At 55.9% G+C, this 16285-nt stretch carries 16 protein-coding genes; 5 read left to right on the top strand and 11 right to left on the bottom strand.

Going from position 1 to position 16285, the window contains the following annotated elements; all coding sequences use genetic code 11:
* Positions 1-16 precede the first annotated feature (16 nt).
* Entirely contained in the window at positions 17-451 is a 435-nt protein-coding gene (locus LC417_RS21055; RefSeq protein ID WP_010258192.1) for a DUF805 domain-containing protein, read from the top strand.
* Here the strand turns inward: LC417_RS21055 and fpr are convergent.
* Positions 442-1188, bottom strand: a complete 747-nt coding sequence (gene fpr / locus LC417_RS21050; RefSeq protein WP_010258190.1) for a ferredoxin--NADP(+) reductase — start codon at positions 1186-1188, stop codon at positions 442-444. The two genes, LC417_RS21055 and fpr, sit on opposite strands and share 10 nt — an antisense overlap.
* A 273-nt stretch (positions 1189-1461) precedes the next feature.
* Here fpr and emrD point away from each other — a divergent pair, with 273 nt between their 5' ends.
* Positions 1462-2655: a multidrug efflux MFS transporter EmrD gene (gene emrD, locus LC417_RS21045; protein ID WP_304622695.1), complete on the top strand. Its 1194-nt coding sequence runs from the start codon at positions 1462-1464 to the stop codon at positions 2653-2655.
* Here the strand turns inward: emrD and glpX are convergent.
* The 3 genes from glpX to LC417_RS21030 all read right to left on the bottom strand — a co-directional run bounded on the left by glpX (position 2645) and on the right by LC417_RS21030 (position 6148).
* Complete coding sequence (gene glpX / locus LC417_RS21040) at positions 2645-3655, bottom strand: class II fructose-bisphosphatase (RefSeq protein WP_031591850.1); 1011 nt, start codon at positions 3653-3655, stop codon at positions 2645-2647. The two genes, emrD and glpX, sit on opposite strands and share 11 nt — an antisense overlap.
* Before the next feature lie 96 nt (positions 3656-3751).
* Positions 3752-5263: a glycerol kinase GlpK gene (glpK, locus tag LC417_RS21035; RefSeq protein ID WP_010672072.1), complete on the bottom strand. Its 1512-nt coding sequence runs from the start codon at positions 5261-5263 to the stop codon at positions 3752-3754.
* A 30-nt stretch (positions 5264-5293) separates the two neighbouring features.
* Complete coding sequence (locus tag LC417_RS21030) at positions 5294-6148, bottom strand: MIP/aquaporin family protein (protein ID WP_010258182.1); 855 nt, start codon at positions 6146-6148, stop codon at positions 5294-5296.
* Positions 6149-6553: 405 nt separating this feature from the next.
* Here LC417_RS21030 and zapB point away from each other — a divergent pair, with 405 nt between their 5' ends.
* Positions 6554-6793, top strand: coding sequence for a cell division protein ZapB (gene zapB / locus LC417_RS21025; RefSeq protein ID WP_003851242.1), 240 nt, complete (start codon positions 6554-6556; stop codon positions 6791-6793).
* Positions 6794-6846: 53 nt separating this feature from the next.
* On the opposite strand, the gene rraA is transcribed toward zapB, so the two are convergent.
* The 6 genes from rraA to priA form a co-directional block, all read right to left on the bottom strand.
* On the bottom strand, positions 6847-7332 hold the full coding sequence (rraA, locus tag LC417_RS21020) for a ribonuclease E activity regulator RraA (RefSeq protein WP_009088032.1): 486 nt from the start codon (positions 7330-7332) through the stop codon (positions 6847-6849).
* 158 nt (positions 7333-7490) lie between these two features.
* Entirely contained in the window at positions 7491-8828 is a 1338-nt protein-coding gene (gene hslU / locus LC417_RS21015) for an HslU--HslV peptidase ATPase subunit (protein ID WP_031591847.1), read from the bottom strand.
* A gap of 10 nt (positions 8829-8838) precedes the next feature.
* Positions 8839-9369 carry an ATP-dependent protease subunit HslV gene (gene hslV, locus LC417_RS21010; protein WP_010258174.1) on the bottom strand — a complete coding sequence of 177 codons (531 nt, stop codon included), beginning with the start codon at positions 9367-9369 and terminating at the stop codon, positions 8839-8841.
* Positions 9370-9457: 88 nt separating this feature from the next.
* A complete protein-coding gene (gene ftsN / locus LC417_RS21005; RefSeq protein ID WP_033775642.1) occupies positions 9458-10462 on the bottom strand; it encodes a cell division protein FtsN in 1005 nt (334 codons plus the stop codon).
* Positions 10463-10614: 152 nt separating this feature from the next.
* The gene (gene cytR / locus LC417_RS21000; protein ID WP_132500024.1) at positions 10615-11652 is read right to left on the bottom strand and encodes a DNA-binding transcriptional regulator CytR; all 1038 of its coding nucleotides are present in this window, start codon (positions 11650-11652) and stop codon (positions 10615-10617) included.
* Between the two features lie 164 nt (positions 11653-11816).
* Entirely contained in the window at positions 11817-14012 is a 2196-nt protein-coding gene (gene priA / locus LC417_RS20995) for a primosomal protein N' (protein ID WP_010672068.1), read from the bottom strand.
* 225 nt (positions 14013-14237) lie between these two features.
* Between priA and rpmE the strand changes: the two genes are divergently transcribed.
* Positions 14238-14453, top strand: a complete 216-nt coding sequence (gene rpmE, locus LC417_RS20990; RefSeq protein ID WP_003851227.1) for a 50S ribosomal protein L31 — start codon at positions 14238-14240, stop codon at positions 14451-14453.
* A 79-nt stretch (positions 14454-14532) separates the two neighbouring features.
* On the opposite strand, the gene metJ is transcribed toward rpmE, so the two are convergent.
* Positions 14533-14850, bottom strand: coding sequence for a met regulon transcriptional regulator MetJ (gene metJ, locus LC417_RS20985; protein WP_009088019.1), 318 nt, complete (start codon positions 14848-14850; stop codon positions 14533-14535).
* 273 nt (positions 14851-15123) lie between these two features.
* Here metJ and metB point away from each other — a divergent pair, with 273 nt between their 5' ends.
* Positions 15124-16284: a cystathionine gamma-synthase gene (gene metB / locus LC417_RS20980; RefSeq protein WP_010672067.1), complete on the top strand. Its 1161-nt coding sequence runs from the start codon at positions 15124-15126 to the stop codon at positions 16282-16284.
* Position 16285 lies beyond the last annotated feature (1 nt).

Genomic DNA, 16285 nt, shown 5'->3' with positions numbered 1-16285 from the left:
CTCTGGATGATAATGCATGACGTTACAACAATGGTGTTTTTCCTGGCGCGGCCGGCTGGGACGACGTGATTTCTGGATCTGGCAGGCGGTCTGGTTGCTGACAACAACCCTGTTATTCGCGTTAGCGGCTAACGACTGGCTTGATACTCAGATGGCGGCCTTTGGCGTGGTCTGCCTGCTGTGGCCCGCCAGCGCGGTTATCGTTAAACGGTTGCACGATCGTAATCGCCGCGGCTACTGGGGATTTCTGGTGATTGTTGCCTGGCTGTTGGTGGCAGGGAACTGGAGCATGCTGGACGGCATACTGCCCTGGCTGTTGGGTCGCGCCATTCCGTTTGTGTTACTGGCTGGCCTGCTACTCGATCTCGGTCTCTTTCGCGGTACCCCCGGCGCTAACCGGTTTGGTACCGCGACTCAGCCGGTGCGATACCGGCAAACGGCTCACCAGTAATGTTCGCTGGTGATATGGCCCGGCTTACGCTTCAGGTGCTTGCGCATCTCGCGCGTCTCTTTCAGTAATTGCTGAGTGTCACGCACCATCTGCGGGTTGCCGCACAGCATCACATGGCTGCTGTCGGCATCCAGGCTTAACCCGGTGGCGCGCTCCAGCTCACCGTTTTCGATCAACGCCGGGACCCGGCCAGTCAGCGAACCGGCGATCTCTTCGCGACTCACCACCGTCTGGATGTGCAGCTTGCCTTGATAATGTTGTTGCAGCTGCTGCATCAACGGCAAAAAGCTCAGGTCGGCCGCATAGCGTGCAGCATGGACCAGCACGATGTTTTCAAAGCGATCCAGCCCTTCGCCCTGCTGTAGCATCGACAGGTAGGGGCCAATAGCGGTGCCGGTTGCCAGCATCCATAAGGTTTTGCATTCAGGGACCTCATCCAGCACAAAGAATCCTGCCGCTTCTTTGGTGACCATCACCTGATCGCCAGGCCGAAGTGCCTGCAGATGTGGACTCAGTTTGCCCTCTGGCACGGTGACCAGGTAGAACTCCAGCAGATCATCTTTCGGCGCATTGACGTAAGAGTAAGCGCGCTGTACCCGCTCACCGTCGATTTCCAGTGCCAGCTTGGCAAATTGCCCGGCGATAAAGGGATCGATGGGCGCTTTTACCCGGAGACTGAACAGCGCATCCGTCCAGTTTTTCACTTCCTTTACTTCAGCATTGACCCACTCAGCCATAATCACTCCCTGGTTGTTGATTATTCAGGCAGGTCACTATTTTCGCGGCTGCCCGGTGAGATTGCCAGCCTGCGCCGGGGCAAAGGCTCTAATCGACAAACTGTTACTTTGTCTTTACAGGCTGGCTCATAAACTTGACAGGCGCAAGCCGTGACCTTTTCGCTTACCTCTCGCTTTGTCATCTAATCCTGATATTTTGCCCGCCATAACAAGATGACTGGCGGGTGAACCGCTGTTTTAACCTCCTTTCACAGAAAGAAATTTTGCATAATCATGATGACTAAACTCGAAAATCGCCCGCTGCTGGTGATGCTCATTGTGCTGGTGGCAGTAGGGCAGATGGCACAGACTATCTACGTCCCGGCGATGTCGGTGATGGCGGATGCTCTGAATGTGCGGGATGGCGCGCTGCAGCGTGTGATGGCGGCCTATCTGATGACCTATGGCGGATCCCAGCTGATCTATGGCCCGCTGTCAGACAGCATCGGTCGTCGTCCGGTGATTCTGGCGGGCATGATGATCTTTATGATCGGCGCAATCACGGCACTGATGGCGACGTCGCTCGATATGCTGGTGTTCGGCAGCGCTGTTCAGGGACTGGGCACCGGCGTAGCTGGCGTGATGGCCCGCACCATGCCGCGCGATCTCTACGAGGGGCACGCACTGCGCCGCGCTAACAGCCTGCTTAATATGGGCATTCTGGTCAGCCCGCTGCTGGCGCCGGTGATTGGTGCACTGCTGACGCAGCTCTTTGGCTGGCACGCCTGCTTTGCCTTTCTGCTGCTGCTTTGTCTGGCGGTAACCGTTTCAATGGCACGCTGGCTGCCGGAGACCCGACCGCAGAGTGCGGAAGTGACCCCTTTCTTTAAACGCTACGCCCGCCTGCTCAGTGACGCGAATTTCGTTCGCTACATTGTGCTGCTGATTGGCGCGCTGGCCGGGATTGCGGTATTTGAGTCGAGCTGTGGCGTTCTGCTGGGCGGCGTGCTCGGCCTGCACAGCCTGACCGTCAGCATCCTGTTCATCCTGCCGATTCCGGCAGCATTTTTTGGTGCCTGGTTTGCCGGTCGCGAGCAGGGTTCATGGCACAGTCTGATGTGGTTGGGCGTAAATAGCTGCCTGCTGGCGGGCATCCTGATGTGGATCCCGGCATGGTTCGGCGTGATGAATATCTGGACGCTGCTGGTCCCGGCTGCGCTGTTCTTCTTTGGGGCTGGCATGCTGTTCCCGCTGGCGACTTCAGGCGCGATGGAGCCTTATGCCTGGCTGGCGGGTAGCGCGGGCGCGCTGATTGGCGGGATGCAGAACCTGGGATCGGGCCTGGTGGCGTGGCTGTCAGCCATAATGCCGCAGCGCGATCAGTTCAGCCTTGGCATGCTGATGTTCTTCACGGCGCTGGTGATGCTGCTCTGCTGGTTGCCGCTCTCACGTCAGCCGGAGCGCGGCAACCAGCCGGTTACAGGATAAAGGGATGGAGCGCCGGATCTTTACGGTCGAGATAGTGAATCGACTGAATACGGCGGATGGTGCGTGATTTACCGCGAATCAGCAGGGTCTCGCTGGTGGCGATATTGCCCTGACGCGTAATGCCTTTCAGGAGTTCGCCACTGGTAATGCCGGTGGCGGCAAACACCACATTGTCATTGCGAGCCATCTCATTCAGCGTCAGCTTTTTGCCCGCTTCAATCCCCATCTCTGCACAGCGCTGCAGCTCCTGCTCACCCAGCAGACGGTTTTCAGCGCTGTCGCCTTTCACGTGGTGACGCGCCAGCAACCGGCCCTGCATATCCCCATCCAGCGCGCGGATCACCGCCGCAGAGACCACGCCTTCCGGTGCGCCGCCGATGCCATACATCACATCGACTTCGCTGTCCGGCATACAGGTCAGAATGGAGGCGGCGACATCGCCATCCGGGAAGGTAAACACCCGCACGCCCAGCTGCTGCAACTGGCCGATCACTGCGTCATGACGCGGCTTTGCCAGAATCGACACGGTTAGCTGCGACAGCGGCTTATTCATCGCGATGGCGATGTTACGCAGGTTGGTTTCCAGCGGCAGGTCGAGATCGATCTCTCCACGCGCTGTGGGGCCAACAATCAGTTTTTCCATGTACATGTCGGGTGCGTGCAGAAAGCTGCCCTTATCGCCCACGGCCATCACCGCCAGCGCATTAGCCTGGCCAAGCGCCGTCATGCGGGTGCCTTCAATCGGATCGACCGCAATGTCGACCGCATCGCCGCGGCCGGTACCGACTTTTTCACCGATATAGAGCATCGGAGCTTCGTCGATTTCGCCTTCACCGATCACAATCTGACCGTCGATTTCAATGGAGTTCAGGACATGACGCATGGCATGGACAGCCGCGCCGTCAGCCGCATTTTTGTCGCCGCGTCCTAACCAGTGATAGCCTGCCAGGGCGGCAGCTTCGGTTACGCGGGAAAATTCAATGGCAAGTTCTCGTTTCATGGCATCTACCTGACAAAAAACAGGCAGGCAGTGTAACACAGCGGGGGAGTGGAGCGGGGAAAAGGCCCGCGACAGCAACGGTCGCGGGCATTGATATTACTCTTGTTCTTCCCACGCCTGGGCGCGGGCTACAGCTTTTTTCCAGCCAGCATAACGGAAGTTACGCTCGGTGGTTTCCAGGCTTGGACGGAATTCACGCTCAATAACTGCTTTAGAGCGGACTTCATCCAGATCCTGCCAGAAGCCGACGGCCAGACCTGCCAGATAAGCAGAACCCAGCGCGGTGACTTCACGCACTTCCGGACGCTCAACACGGGTGCCGAGGATGTCTGACTGGAACTGCATCAGGAAGTTGTTGGAAACCGCGCCACCATCCACACGCAGCGCCTGCAGGCGGGTGTTGGCATCGTTCTGCATCGCTTCCAGCACGTCGCGCGTCTGATAAGCGATTGACTCCAGCGTCGCACGGATGATGTGGTTAGCATTAGCACCACGGGTCAGGCCGAAGATAGCACCACGGGCATACGGGTCCCAGTAAGGGGCGCCCAGGCCGGTGAAAGCAGGCACCATGTAAACGCCGTTGGTGTCTTTCACCTTCATCGCGAAGTATTCAGAGTCAGCAGCTTCACTGATCAGCTTCATCTCATCGCGCAGCCACTGAATAGAGGCGCCACCGATAAATACAGCCCCTTCCAGTGCATAGTTCACTTCACCGCGCGGGCCACAGGCGATAGTGGTCAGCAGACCGTGCGTTGAGGTTACCGCTTCAGTACCGGTGTTCATCAGCATAAAGCAGCCGGTGCCGTAGGTGTTTTTCGCCATGCCAGGCTGAACACAGAGCTGGCCATACAGCGCAGCCTGCTGGTCACCGGCAATACCGGCGATTGGAATACGTGTACCGCCTTTACCGCCGATGTTGGTCTGACCATAGACTTCAGAAGAGGACTTCACTTCTGGCAGCATTTCACGCGGGATATCCAGGATATCCAGCATACGCTGATCCCACTCCAGCTTATGGATGTTAAACATCATGGTACGGGAGGCGTTGGTATAGTCGGTGATATGCACGCGGCCCTGGGTCATTTTCCAGACCAGCCAGGTATCGACGGTACCAAACAGCAGCTCGCCACGTTTTGCACGCTCACGAGAGCCTTCAACGTGATCCAGAATCCACTTCACTTTGGTTCCGGAGAAGTAGGGGTTAATCACCAGACCAGTGGTGTGCTGGATATACTCTTCCAGACCCTCTTTCTTCAGTTTGTGACAGTAGTCGGCGGTGCGGGGATCCTGCCAGACGATGGCGTTGTAGATCGGCTTACCGGTCTCTTTTTCCCAGACGATAGCGGTTTCGCGCTGGTTGGTGATACCGATTGCCGCAATCTCATCAGAGCGGATGTCGGCATGGGCCAGCACTTCAACCAGCGTTGAGCTTTGTGAAGCCCAGATATCCATTGGATCATGTTCAACCCAGCCCGCTTTCGGGTAGATCTGGGTGAATTCGCGCTGTGATACCGCGACGATATTAGAGTCGTGGTCGAGAACGACGGCGCGGGAGCTGGTTGTGCCCTGATCGAGCGCGACAATATATTTTTTATCTGTGGTAGTCATAAATTCTGTCCTGATGATAAAAGGTGAAACTTACGCTTTACGCTGCTGAGCGCGTGCAACCGGTTTGTCTGCTGGAACGCTTGCAGGTTCCTGGGCGGTACCTGGCAGGTAGCGACCAATCAGTGTGCGATAACCTACTGCACCCAGGCAGGCACCGACCAGCGGGCCAAAAATCGGCACGAGGAAGTAAGGGATGTCACGACCACCGGTAAAGGCAACGTTACCCCAGCCTGCCAGCCATGCGAAGATCTTCGGTCCGAAATCACGAGCCGGGTTAAGGGCGAAGCCGGTCAGAGGACCCATTGAGCCACCGATAACCGCAACCAGCAGGCCAATCAGCAGTGGAGCCAGTGGGCCACGTGGAATGCCGTTGCCGTCATCCGTCAGACCCATAATGACCGCCATTAATACTGCAGTGATGACCATCTCAACCAGGAAGGCCTGGCCGACACCGATATGTGGATTAGGGTAGGTTGAGAAGATGCCTGCCAGGTCGAGACTTTCAACCGTGCCGCGCACCATCTGGTGGCTCTGCTCATAATCAAAAAACAGGCTGTAGTAGAGACCGTATACCAGCGCCGCGGCACAAAAGGCACCGGCAATCTGCGATACGATATAAGGCAGAACTTTACGTCCTTCAAAATTAGCAAACAGGCAGAGTGCAACAGTGATTGCCGGGTTCAGGTGCGCGCCCGAAATGCCTGCGGTGAGGTAGGCGGCCATGGAAACGCCAAGACCCCAGATGATGCAGATTTCCCACTGACCGAAGGCGGCACCGGCGAGTTTCAGTGCAGCCACACAGCCTGCGCCAAAGAAAATAATCAAGCCTGTCCCCAGAAATTCGGCAATACACTGACCTTTGAGCGTGTTAGTTGTCTGACTCATAATAGTGGTTCCTGAAGCGAGGTTAAATTTTATCAGTTTTTGTTCTCATTCCATGAGGCACCCAGCTTTAATGTAGGGCTGGTGTGAATTTATCGTTAACGAACATAAACGAGAAATAGCGAAATCGTTTTTTGTGTACTGCGTCATAAAAATGCGCGTTTTCGCGTATTCTGGCTTTCCTTAGCCAATATTCGCGCCTGAGGACGGGGATAACGCACCCGTACCAGAAAGCCGTCGCAGTCAGCGCAGCGTAAATTCAGGGATTGGCTGAAAAGTGTTACAGACTACGCCCGCAGCGGCCGCGTTGCTGGACTTGCGGGGTGAGGCTACATACAATCGGGACAACGTTGCTGGCTTAAGCTGGCATCATCAACGCCTTGCAGGAATTTAGGAGAGGTCAGAAAGATGTCATTTGAAGTGTTTGAGAAACTGGAAGCGAAAGTACAGCAGGCGATTGATACCATCACCCTGTTGCAGATGGAAATCGAAGAGCTGAAAGAGCAGAACAACTCACTGCGTAACGATGCGCAACAAGTCGCGGGCAACCACGATGCGCTGATGCGTGAAAATCAGCACCTGAAAGAAGAGCAACACGTGTGGCAGGAACGTCTGCGTGCATTGCTGGGAAAAATGGAAGAGGTTTGAAGCCTCAGCTGATGTGAAAAATGGGTGCTCAGGCACCCGTTTTCATGTCTGGCCTATTCGAGGTCCAGCGCATCCTCTGACAGAATGATACCGGTGTTGTCGGCATAGAGATGGTCGCCGGAGAAGAAGGTGACGCCGCCGAAATTAACGCGCACATCGCTTTCGCCAATCCCTTCACCCGCAGCGCCTGCCGGAATCGCGGCAATCGCCTGAATGCCAATCTCCAGCTCTTCCAGCTCATCAACCTGGCGTACCGAACCGTAAATCACCAGACCTTCCCACTCGTTGGTTGCCGCCAGACGTGCCAGCTGCGCATCCACCAGTGCACGGCGCACTGAGCCGCCGCCATCAATCACCAGTACCCGACCCCGGCCATTCTCTTCCAGCAGATCGTAGAGTAAGCCGTTGTCTTCAAAGCATTTCACTGTGGTAATCTGACCACCGAATGAAGTGCGCCCACCAAAATTTGAAAAAAGCGGTTCAACAACATTCACTTCTTCATGGTAGATATCGCAGAGTTCAGATGTATCGTATTTCATAAGGGTTTCGTCTGTTTGCCACAGGAAGGGTAAGTATATCGCTATATGCAGATTGTTGGCAAAATCATCAGTATGAAAAAAGCATCGTTCGATCAAGAACATGCATAAAAAAGCCCAGCCGGGTGGGCTGGGCTTCTGAAAAGCGCTGAATCAGTGGATCAGAGAATGAAGCGGCTAAGGTCTTCGTCAGCCACCAGTTCATCCAGATGTTTACCGACATAGTCAGCATCGATGGTAACGGATTCACCATGACGATCGCTGGCGTCATACGAAATATCTTCCATCAGACGCTCCAGCACAGTGTGCAGACGGCGCGCACCGATGTTTTCGGTGGTTTCGTTGACCTGCCATGCGGCTTCAGCGATCCGGCGAATACCCTCTTCGGTGAACTCAATGTTCACGCCCTCGGTATTCATCAGGGCTTTGTACTGCACGGTAATCGAGGCATTCGGCTCGGTCAGGATGCGCTGGAAATCGTTCACGGTCAGCGCCTGCAGCTCAACACGGATGGGCAGACGACCCTGCAGTTCCGGGATTAGATCGGAAGGGCTGGCAACCTGGAACGCGCCTGAGGCGATAAACAGAATGTGGTCCGTTTTCACCATACCATGCTTGGTGGAGACGGTGCAGCCTTCCACCAGCGGCAGCAGGTCGCGCTGAACGCCTTCGCGTGAGACATCCGGGCCGCCGGCATTCTGGCCGCCGCGCTTACAGATTTTGTCGATCTCATCGATAAACACGATACCGTGCTGCTCAACGGCATCAATCGCGTCCTGCTTAAGCTCTTCCGGGTTAACCAGTTTGGCCGCTTCTTCTTCGATCAGCAGCTTCATCGCTTCTTTGATCTTCAGCTTGCGGGCTTTCTGTTTCTGGCCGCCGAGGTTCTGGAACATCGACTGCAGCTGGCTGGTCATCTCTTCCATGCCCGGAGGGGCCATGATTTCGACGCCAGGGCTGCTGGCGGCCAGGTCGATCTCAATCTCTTTATCGTCCAGCTGGCCTTCGCGCAGCTTCTTGCGGAACGACTGGCGTGCTGCAGAGGGTTCAGCGCTCTGCTCTGACTGGCCCCAGTTGTTTTTTGCTGGTGGAATCAGCACATCAAGAATGCGCTCTTCCGCCATCTCTTCGGCACGATATTTGTTCTTTTCAATCGCCTGACTGCGCACCATCTTAATGGCCGAATCGGTCAGGTCACGAATGATAGAGTCAACTTCCTTACCGACATAACCGACTTCGGTAAATTTGGTCGCCTCTACTTTGATAAACGGCGCATTGGCCAGCTTAGCCAGACGACGCGCGATCTCGGTTTTACCGACACCGGTCGGACCGATCATCAGGATATTTTTAGGGGTCACTTCATGGCGCAGCTCTTCGTCGAGCTGCATGCGGCGCCAGCGGTTACGCAGTGCAATAGCCACGGCGCGCTTAGCGCTGTCCTGGCCGATGATAAAGCGGTTCAGTTCGCTGACGATTTCGCGAGGAGTCATCTCAGACATATTTATACCCTTACGACTTAGACGTTAATTCTTCGAAATTAACGTTGTGGTTAGTGTAGATGCAGATATCACCCGCGATATTCAGCGACTTTTCGACGATGTCGCGCGCGCCCATCTCGGTATTCTCCAGCAGCGCACGTGCCGCTGCCTGGGCGAAAGGCCCACCGGAGCCGATGGCGATCAGATCGTTTTCAGGCTGGATGACGTCACCGTTACCGCTGATGATCAGTGAAGCTGATTCATCCGCGACGGCCAGTAAGGCTTCAAGGCGACGCAGCATACGGTCAGTACGCCAGTCTTTAGCCAGTTCCACCGCAGCTTTCACCAGATGGCCCTGATGCATTTCCAGTTTACGTTCGAAAAGTTCAAACAGGGTGAAGGCGTCTGCGGTGCCGCCAGCAAATCCGGCAATCACTTTATCGTTGTATAAACGACGCACTTTTTTAACGTTGCCTTTCATCACGGTATTGCCGAGCGTAGCCTGGCCATCACCGCCAATCACTACCTGGCCGTTGCGTCGTACACTTACTATTGTTGTCACGGGCAGACCCCTTGTTGCAGTCGGAAAAGGACTCCGCGCACCGGGCGCGGAGTATCATGCAACAGATATGGGGCGGGTTTGACGGGTTTCAACCCCCGACGGAGAGCGGAATACAGCTGGAGTGTCCGGAACTGCGCAGGCGCTTCAGGGTGCTGTCAGCGGAGGCGCGGTCTTTATAAGGACCGATAACCACACGATTCCAGCCGCCACCGGTGGTAATACGGCTTTCAAATCCTTCAAAGGCTAAGCCAGCGCGCACCGATTCAGCCTGGTCAGTGCCCTTAAACGAACCACACTGCACCATCCAGCGCTGCGAAGAGGCTTTCTCCGCCGGTTTCGCTTTCGCGGTCTCCTGCGGTTTTGGCTGCACTTCCGGTTCACGCGTAACAGGTGCTGGCTGCGTCTGGCGCTGTACGTTTTGCTGCTGCTGCTGCTGCTGCTGCTGCTGACGTTGCTGTTGTTGTAATTGCTGCTGTTGCTGGCGCTGTTGTTGTTGCTGCAACTGCTGCTGGCGTTGCTGTTGCTGCTGAGCCTGCAACTGCTGACGTTGCTGCTGAACCTGTTGCTGCTGCTGTTGTTGCTGAACCTGCTGCTGCTGACGTTGCAGTTGTTGCAACTGCTGCTGATGCTGCAGTGTCTGCTGACGTTGCGCCGGCGTCTGTTCGTTCCACGGCACTTCGTTGAGCTGCGTCGGCTGCTGACGCATATCCGCCTGCATCTGCTCCAGCAACTGGCGCTGCTCGTCGGTCAGCTGTGTCTGCGACTTCACTTCGCCACCCGAAGAGGGTTCGATAGGTGTCGGCACAGTGACCTGACGGTTCTCCAGCTCTTTAATATATTTCCAGCGCTCTTCTGGCTTCGGCGGCAGGCCATTGCCGTTGGCTTTATGATCCGTAATGACCGGCACGTCCTCTTTTTTGTGATGCGCCAGGAACCATAAACCACCGGCAAAGGTCACCAACACTGCGACCGCCAGTACAATCATCAATTTAGATGTTCCCGAACCGCCTTTGCTCTTCTTGCCACGGCTGGGGCTTTTTTTGCGACGCGTCCCTGTTGAACGCCCGCGGCCTACGTAATCTTTTTGTGCCACTCTCGTTCTTATACCCTTCAAAAATAGTGCCAGATGGGCGAAATGATGATTTTTACGCGCCCGGCAAGGAGTCCGCCATGTTACTTAAGGGTCGGAACTTTGACCAGCAGTGTTCGCCTTAAGAATCTACTGAAAAAATCAGACAAATACGCTTATTTTTCACGCTTTTTTGCTCGCGCCGTGCTGCCACGAATGGTTAAACCGGCATCCAGCAGCCGCGATCCGCTGATGACTCGTTTGCCATTTAACTCATCCAGCAGCAGAAGCATCGCTTCCCGGCCTATCTGGTAACGTGGCTGCGTGACCGTGGTCAGCGGCGGCTCGCAGTAACGTGATAGCTCAATGTCATCGAATCCGACCACAGAGAGGTCCTCCGGTATCCGCAGTCCGCAGCGCCGGGCCTGATTCATCGCCCCAAGTGCCATAATATCGCTGTGGCAGAAGAGCGCACGCGGAGGTTGCGGCAGGGTCATCAGCTGATTCATGGCGGCAACGCCCGCTTCAAATGTGAAGTCACCGCGCACAATATAGGTAGGATCGACCGTCAGCCCGCTGCGACGCATCGCCTGGACATACCCCTGCAAACGATACTGGCAGAGCGGCATCTCTTCCGGCCCGGCGATACAGGCGATATGTGTGTGACCCAACTGCAGTAAATGATTTACCGCTTCAAATGCGGCGGTCAGGTTATCGATGTGGACAGTGGGCAGTGACATTTCCGGCGCAAACTCATTCGCCATTACCATAGGCGGCAAGTTGCGTTGCTCATCAATGCTGGCATCAAAAGGCAACTTTGAGCCGAGCAGCACCATGCCATCGATCTGTCGCGTCACCATCAGGTTGAGAAAAGTTCTCTCCTGCTGATTCTGATGCGCGCAGTCACCAATCAGCACCAGATAGCCCTCTTCGGCTGCCGTAACTTCAACGCCTCGGATGATTTCACTAAAGAAGGGATCGCAGATGTCAGGGACAATGACCAGGATGGTACGCGTCTCATTACGACGGGCGTTGCGCGTGGGGCCATGTGCCGCGTAGCCGACGGCGGCAACCGCCTGCTCGACTTTCTGGCGGGTGACCGCAGAAACCTTCTCCGGATTCATCAGCGCACGCGATACGGTGGCGGTTGAGACGCCCGCATGTTCCGCAACATCTTTCATCGTGGCGGCGGGCGGTTGTTGATTCTGCTCCAACACATGCTCCTGACGCGTTATGGCGCGTTCAATTCTGTTTCTGCCTGACCTGAAGGCAAACCGGGCAACATTGTTAACGATTGCCCGGCTGGTTGTTACTTAATTTGCATAAAAATTGTGACTTATGCGACATTTTTCGATCTGGCTCGCAGTGTCAGCTTAAATCAGCTCTCGGTAGGGTCGATATCCAGCGTCCATTTCACTTTGCGCGCCGCGGGCAGTGTTGAAACCAACGGCAACGAACTGCTCAGCAACTGTTGCAGACGCTGCCGGGAAGGATGCTGCAGCAGCAGTTGCCAGCGCCAGCGTCCACTGCGTTTTGGCTGCAGGGCAGGCAACGGACCCATAAACCACATCGCCTTATCGTTCAGCGGGCTTGCCTCCAGCAAATTACGGAGTTGTTGCAGGAATTCCGCTGCCTGCTGGTTATCCATATCTTCAGCGCGGAACAGCGCATGGCGGCTCCAGGGCGGCAGATGGACTGCCTGTCGCTCCAGCAAGGCCTGCTGGGCGAACGCCGAATAGCCCTGGTGCAACAGCGTCTGCAGCAGCGGATGTTCCGGATGGTGAGTCTGCAGCAACACCTCGCCCTGTTTGCCGGCACGGCCAGCACGACCGGCGACCTGGGTGTAGAGCTGAGCAAAGCGTTCCGCCGCACGAAAATCGGCTGAGAACAGCGCACCATCGACATCCAGCAGCGACACCAGCGTAACATCGGGGAAGTGGTGGCCTTTGGCCAGCATCTGGGTGCCGACAAGGATTCGTGCACCGCCGCGATGAACGTCAGCCAGATGCTGCTCCAGCGCACCTTTGCGGCTGGTGGTATCACGATCGATTCGCGACACCGGCACGCCAGGGAAAAGTGTGCCGAGCTGCTGCTCCAGTTGCTCAGTCCCGACGCCTACCGGCAGCAAATGGGTTGAACCACACTGCGGGCATTGATTAGGCAGCGGACGCTGGCTGTCGCAATGGTGGCAGCGTAGCTGGCGATGGTGCTGATGCAGCGTGTAGTAGCGGTCACAGCGGGTACACTCAGCAATCCAGCCGCAATCATGACAGAGCAGGGCGGGCGAAAAGCCGCGGCGGTTAAGAAACAACAGCACCTGATTATCGGCCTGCAGATGCTGGCGCATTTTACCAATCAGGCCCGGTGCCAGACCGCCGATCAACTGCACGCCTTTTAAGTCGATAAGCTGTTGCAGTGCCGGTCTGGCATTGCCGGCGCGTTTTGTCAGGTCGAGCTGGCGATACTTGCCGCTGCGGACATTGTGCAGTGTCTCCAGAGCAGGGGTCGCCGATCCCATAACAATCGGGATATCCTCTTCATGTGCGCGGAAGACGGCCAGATCGCGCGCCTGATAGCGCCAGCCCTCCTGCTGTTTATAGGAGCTGTCATGCTCTTCATCGATAATAATTACGCCAGGACGGGCCAGTGGCGTAAACAGCGCCGATCGGGTGCCAATCACAATCGCCGTTTCGCCGCGCCGCGCACGTAACCAGACCGCCAGCCGCTCACTGTCATTTAATGCGGAGTGCAGCACATCAATGGGCGCATCAAAACGTTCGCGAAAACGGGCGATAGTTTGCGGGGTCAGGCCAATCTCCGGTACCAGCACCAGCGCCTGTTTACCGCGTGCCAGCACATTTTCCAGTACGCTGAGGTAAACCTCGGTTTTGCCTGAACCCGTGATGCCCGCCAGCAGCCAGGCTGCATAATGTTCATCATCTGCCCGAATCGCACCCACGGCCATCGCCTGATCGGTATTCAGCCGCAGACGTTCGCCTTTTACGGCATAAGTGGTACGCCAGTCGTGCATCTGCGGCTGATGCTCATGCAGTTCGCATAACCCTTTGGCACGTAGCGCCTGCAGCGTCGCATCCGTGAGGTCATGTTCACTGACCTGATGACGATAGAGCGGTTGCTGCCGCAGTGCAGCCAGCGCCTGCTGCTGTTTCGGTGCCCGCTTTAAACTTTCCGGCGCAGTCGCCCGACCCTGCTCGGTGATTTCCCAGCGCCATAAGGGATTGTCCTGCGCCGCTTTGCCCTGACGCAGCAGTACCGGAATAGCGTGACTCAGTACCTCTCCCTGCGGCGAATGATAATAGCTGGCGGCCCAGTTAAGGATGCGCCACAGCGATGCTGGATAGAGGGATTCACTATCCAGTACCTCGATCACGCGCTTGAGTTGTGCTTCCGGCAGATCGCTGCTGTCACGAAAGGCGACCACAATCCCGATCATCCTGCGATTGCCAAAGGGCACACTCACGCGACCACCAATGACCGGCTGCGCGCCCTGTGGCGGCAGATAATCAAACAGGCGGGGCAAGGGGACGGGCAGGGCGACCTGGACTACGGGCATAACTCTCTCTTTCCGGCTCAATGATCGGGGAAGCTAGTGTACACGCTGACCCTGATGGCGGGTATCTCAGCAGATATTTGCAGCAATCGAAACTTACCTGTATAATATGCCGCCTTCGGTGAGAAATATCTGGCCGGAGTACACCCTATAATGTTCAATCGCGTGTGGTGCTGTGCAGGTTAAAGCCTGGCACGGAGAGCGACACGGCCTTCAATGAGGTTTCCCATGAAACAAGGTATTCACCCGAAATACGAAGCAGTTACTATCAAATGTACCTGCGGCAACGAGATCCACACCCGTTCAACACTGACTCACGAACTGAACCTGGACGTTTGTGGCAAATGCCACCCGTTCTATACCGGTAAGCAGCGTGAAGTGGCAACTGGTGGCCGTGTTGACCGCTTTAACAAGCGTTTCAGCGTGCCAGGCGCTAAAAAATAAGATTAAAAGGCACCTGAACCTGCGGGTTCGGCGGCAAGAAAAAACCCAGCTTCGGCTGGGTTTTTTTATGGCTGAAAGATCAATACTCCCAGGTATCCGGATCGACACCCATCTGGCGCATGATTGCTTTTGCTTCTTCCGGAATCTCATCACTACGCTCTTTGCGCAGGTCGACGTCATCCGGCAGCGGTTGGCCCGTAAAGGCATGTAAAAAGGCTTCGCAAAGCAGCTCGCTGTTGGTGGCGTGACGCAGGTTGTTCACCTGACGACGGGTACGCTCATCCGTTAAAATCTTCAGCACGCTCAATGGGATTGATACTGTGATCTTCTTGACCTGCTCGCTCTTCTTACCGTGCTCAGCGTACGGGCTGATATATTCGCCGTTCCATTCAGCCATGGGTTACCTTAATTAATAAACGTTAAATGTTAGGAAATCAGCGGATTATGCCTGATTTTTTCCTGCCTGACCCCTGATATGGCGGGTTTTCTTCGCTCACTGCCTCTGTCTCACAGAGGGGAACGCCAGGCGATGACGCATAATTTTAGCGGTTATTGCGGTTTTGCTCAATCTATACGCAAAGACATTTAGATGTCCAGATGTATTGACGTCTAATTAGAGGGTGATATCCTGTGGCCTACATTTTATTCACTCTTCAGGAACAATTCGCTCATGACGCGTAAACCGGCAACCATCGCAGTGCGCAGCGGTTTGAATGATGACGAGCAATATGGCTGCGTTGTCCCGCCAATCCACCTCTCTACGACCTATAACTTCCTGGATTTCAATGAGCCTCGTGCGCATGACTACTCCCGTCGTGGCAACCCCACTCGTGATGTCGTACAGCGTACGCTGGCAGAACTGGAAGGGGGAGCGGGCGCGGTATTAACCAATACCGGGATGTCGGCGATTCACCTGGTCACGACGGTGTTTCTGAAGCCTGGCGATCTGCTGGTCGCGCCACATGACTGTTATGGCGGCAGCTATCGGCTGTTTGACAGCCTGAGCAAGCGCGGCGCCTATCGGGTGAAATTTGTCGATCAGGGTGATCCAGCAGCGCTGCAGGCCGCTCTGGATGAAAACCCAAAACTGGTGCTGATTGAAAGCCCCAGCAATCCGCTGTTGCGCGTGGTAGATATCAGCGCAATTTGCGCCGCTGCGCGTGCTGCGGGTGCCATCAGCGTGGTGGACAATACCTTTATGAGTCCGGCGCTGCAGAATCCTCTGGCGCTGGGTGCGGACCTGGTGATCCACTCCTGTACCAAATACCTCAATGGCCACTCCGATGTCGTGGCGGGCGCGGTCATCGCCAAAGATCCGCAACTCGCTACCGACCTGGCCTGGTGGGCAAATAACATTGGTGTGACAGGAGCAGCGTTTGACAGTTATCTGCTGCTGCGCGGAATCCGTACGCTTTCACCGCGGATTGCAGCCGCACAACGCAACGCACTCGCGATTGTAGAGTATCTGAAGCAGCAGAAACTGGTGAAAAAGTTGTATCATCCTTCGCTGCCGGAAAACGCCGGACACGAACATGCCGTACGTCAGCAGCGCGGCTTTGGCGCGATGCTGAGTTTCGAGGTCGACGGTGATGAGGCGCTGCTGCGTCGCTTCCTGAAAGCACTGCAGCTATTTACGCTGGCGGAATCGCTGGGCGGAGTAGAGAGTCTGATCTCCCATACCGCCACCATGACGCACGCGGGGATGTCGGCAGAAGCACGCGCGGCAGCGGGCATTTCCGATACGCTGCTACGGGTTTCTGTCGGTATTGAAGATCACGAAGATTTAATTGCCGATCTGGATAATGCATTCCGGGTCGCAGCCGAGGGTTAAG

This window comes from Pantoea sp. OVA07A (genome assembly GCF_019969975.1).
Classification (GTDB): domain Bacteria; phylum Pseudomonadota; class Gammaproteobacteria; order Enterobacterales; family Enterobacteriaceae; genus Pantoea; species Pantoea agglomerans.
The sequence above is the reverse complement of the archived record's forward strand: the minus strand, read 5'-3'. Positions and strand labels throughout refer to the sequence as shown.

Coding starts and splice junctions, on each gene's coding strand:
- LC417_RS21055 (WP_010258192.1), top strand. CDS start 17: ATGACGTTACAACAATGGTGTTTTTCCTGGCGCGGCCGGCTGGGACGA.
- rpmE (WP_003851227.1), top strand. CDS start 14,238: ATGAAACAAGGTATTCACCCGAAATACGAAGCAGTTACTATCAAATGT.
- metJ (WP_009088019.1), bottom strand. CDS start 14,850: ATGGCTGAATGGAACGGCGAATATATCAGCCCGTACGCTGAGCACGGT.
- LC417_RS21030 (WP_010258182.1), bottom strand. CDS start 6,148: ATGAGTCAGACAACTAACACGCTCAAAGGTCAGTGTATTGCCGAATTT.
- rraA (WP_009088032.1), bottom strand. CDS start 7,332: ATGAAATACGATACATCTGAACTCTGCGATATCTACCATGAAGAAGTG.
- zapB (WP_003851242.1), top strand. CDS start 6,554: ATGTCATTTGAAGTGTTTGAGAAACTGGAAGCGAAAGTACAGCAGGCG.
- metB (WP_010672067.1), top strand. CDS start 15,124: ATGACGCGTAAACCGGCAACCATCGCAGTGCGCAGCGGTTTGAATGAT.
- hslU (WP_031591847.1), bottom strand. CDS start 8,828: ATGTCTGAGATGACTCCTCGCGAAATCGTCAGCGAACTGAACCGCTTT.
- fpr (WP_010258190.1), bottom strand. CDS start 1,188: ATGGCTGAGTGGGTCAATGCTGAAGTAAAGGAAGTGAAAAACTGGACG.
- glpK (WP_010672072.1), bottom strand. CDS start 5,263: ATGACTACCACAGATAAAAAATATATTGTCGCGCTCGATCAGGGCACA.
- glpX (WP_031591850.1), bottom strand. CDS start 3,655: ATGAAACGAGAACTTGCCATTGAATTTTCCCGCGTAACCGAAGCTGCC.
- emrD (WP_304622695.1), top strand. CDS start 1,462: ATGATGACTAAACTCGAAAATCGCCCGCTGCTGGTGATGCTCATTGTG.
- priA (WP_010672068.1), bottom strand. CDS start 14,012: ATGCCCGTAGTCCAGGTCGCCCTGCCCGTCCCCTTGCCCCGCCTGTTT.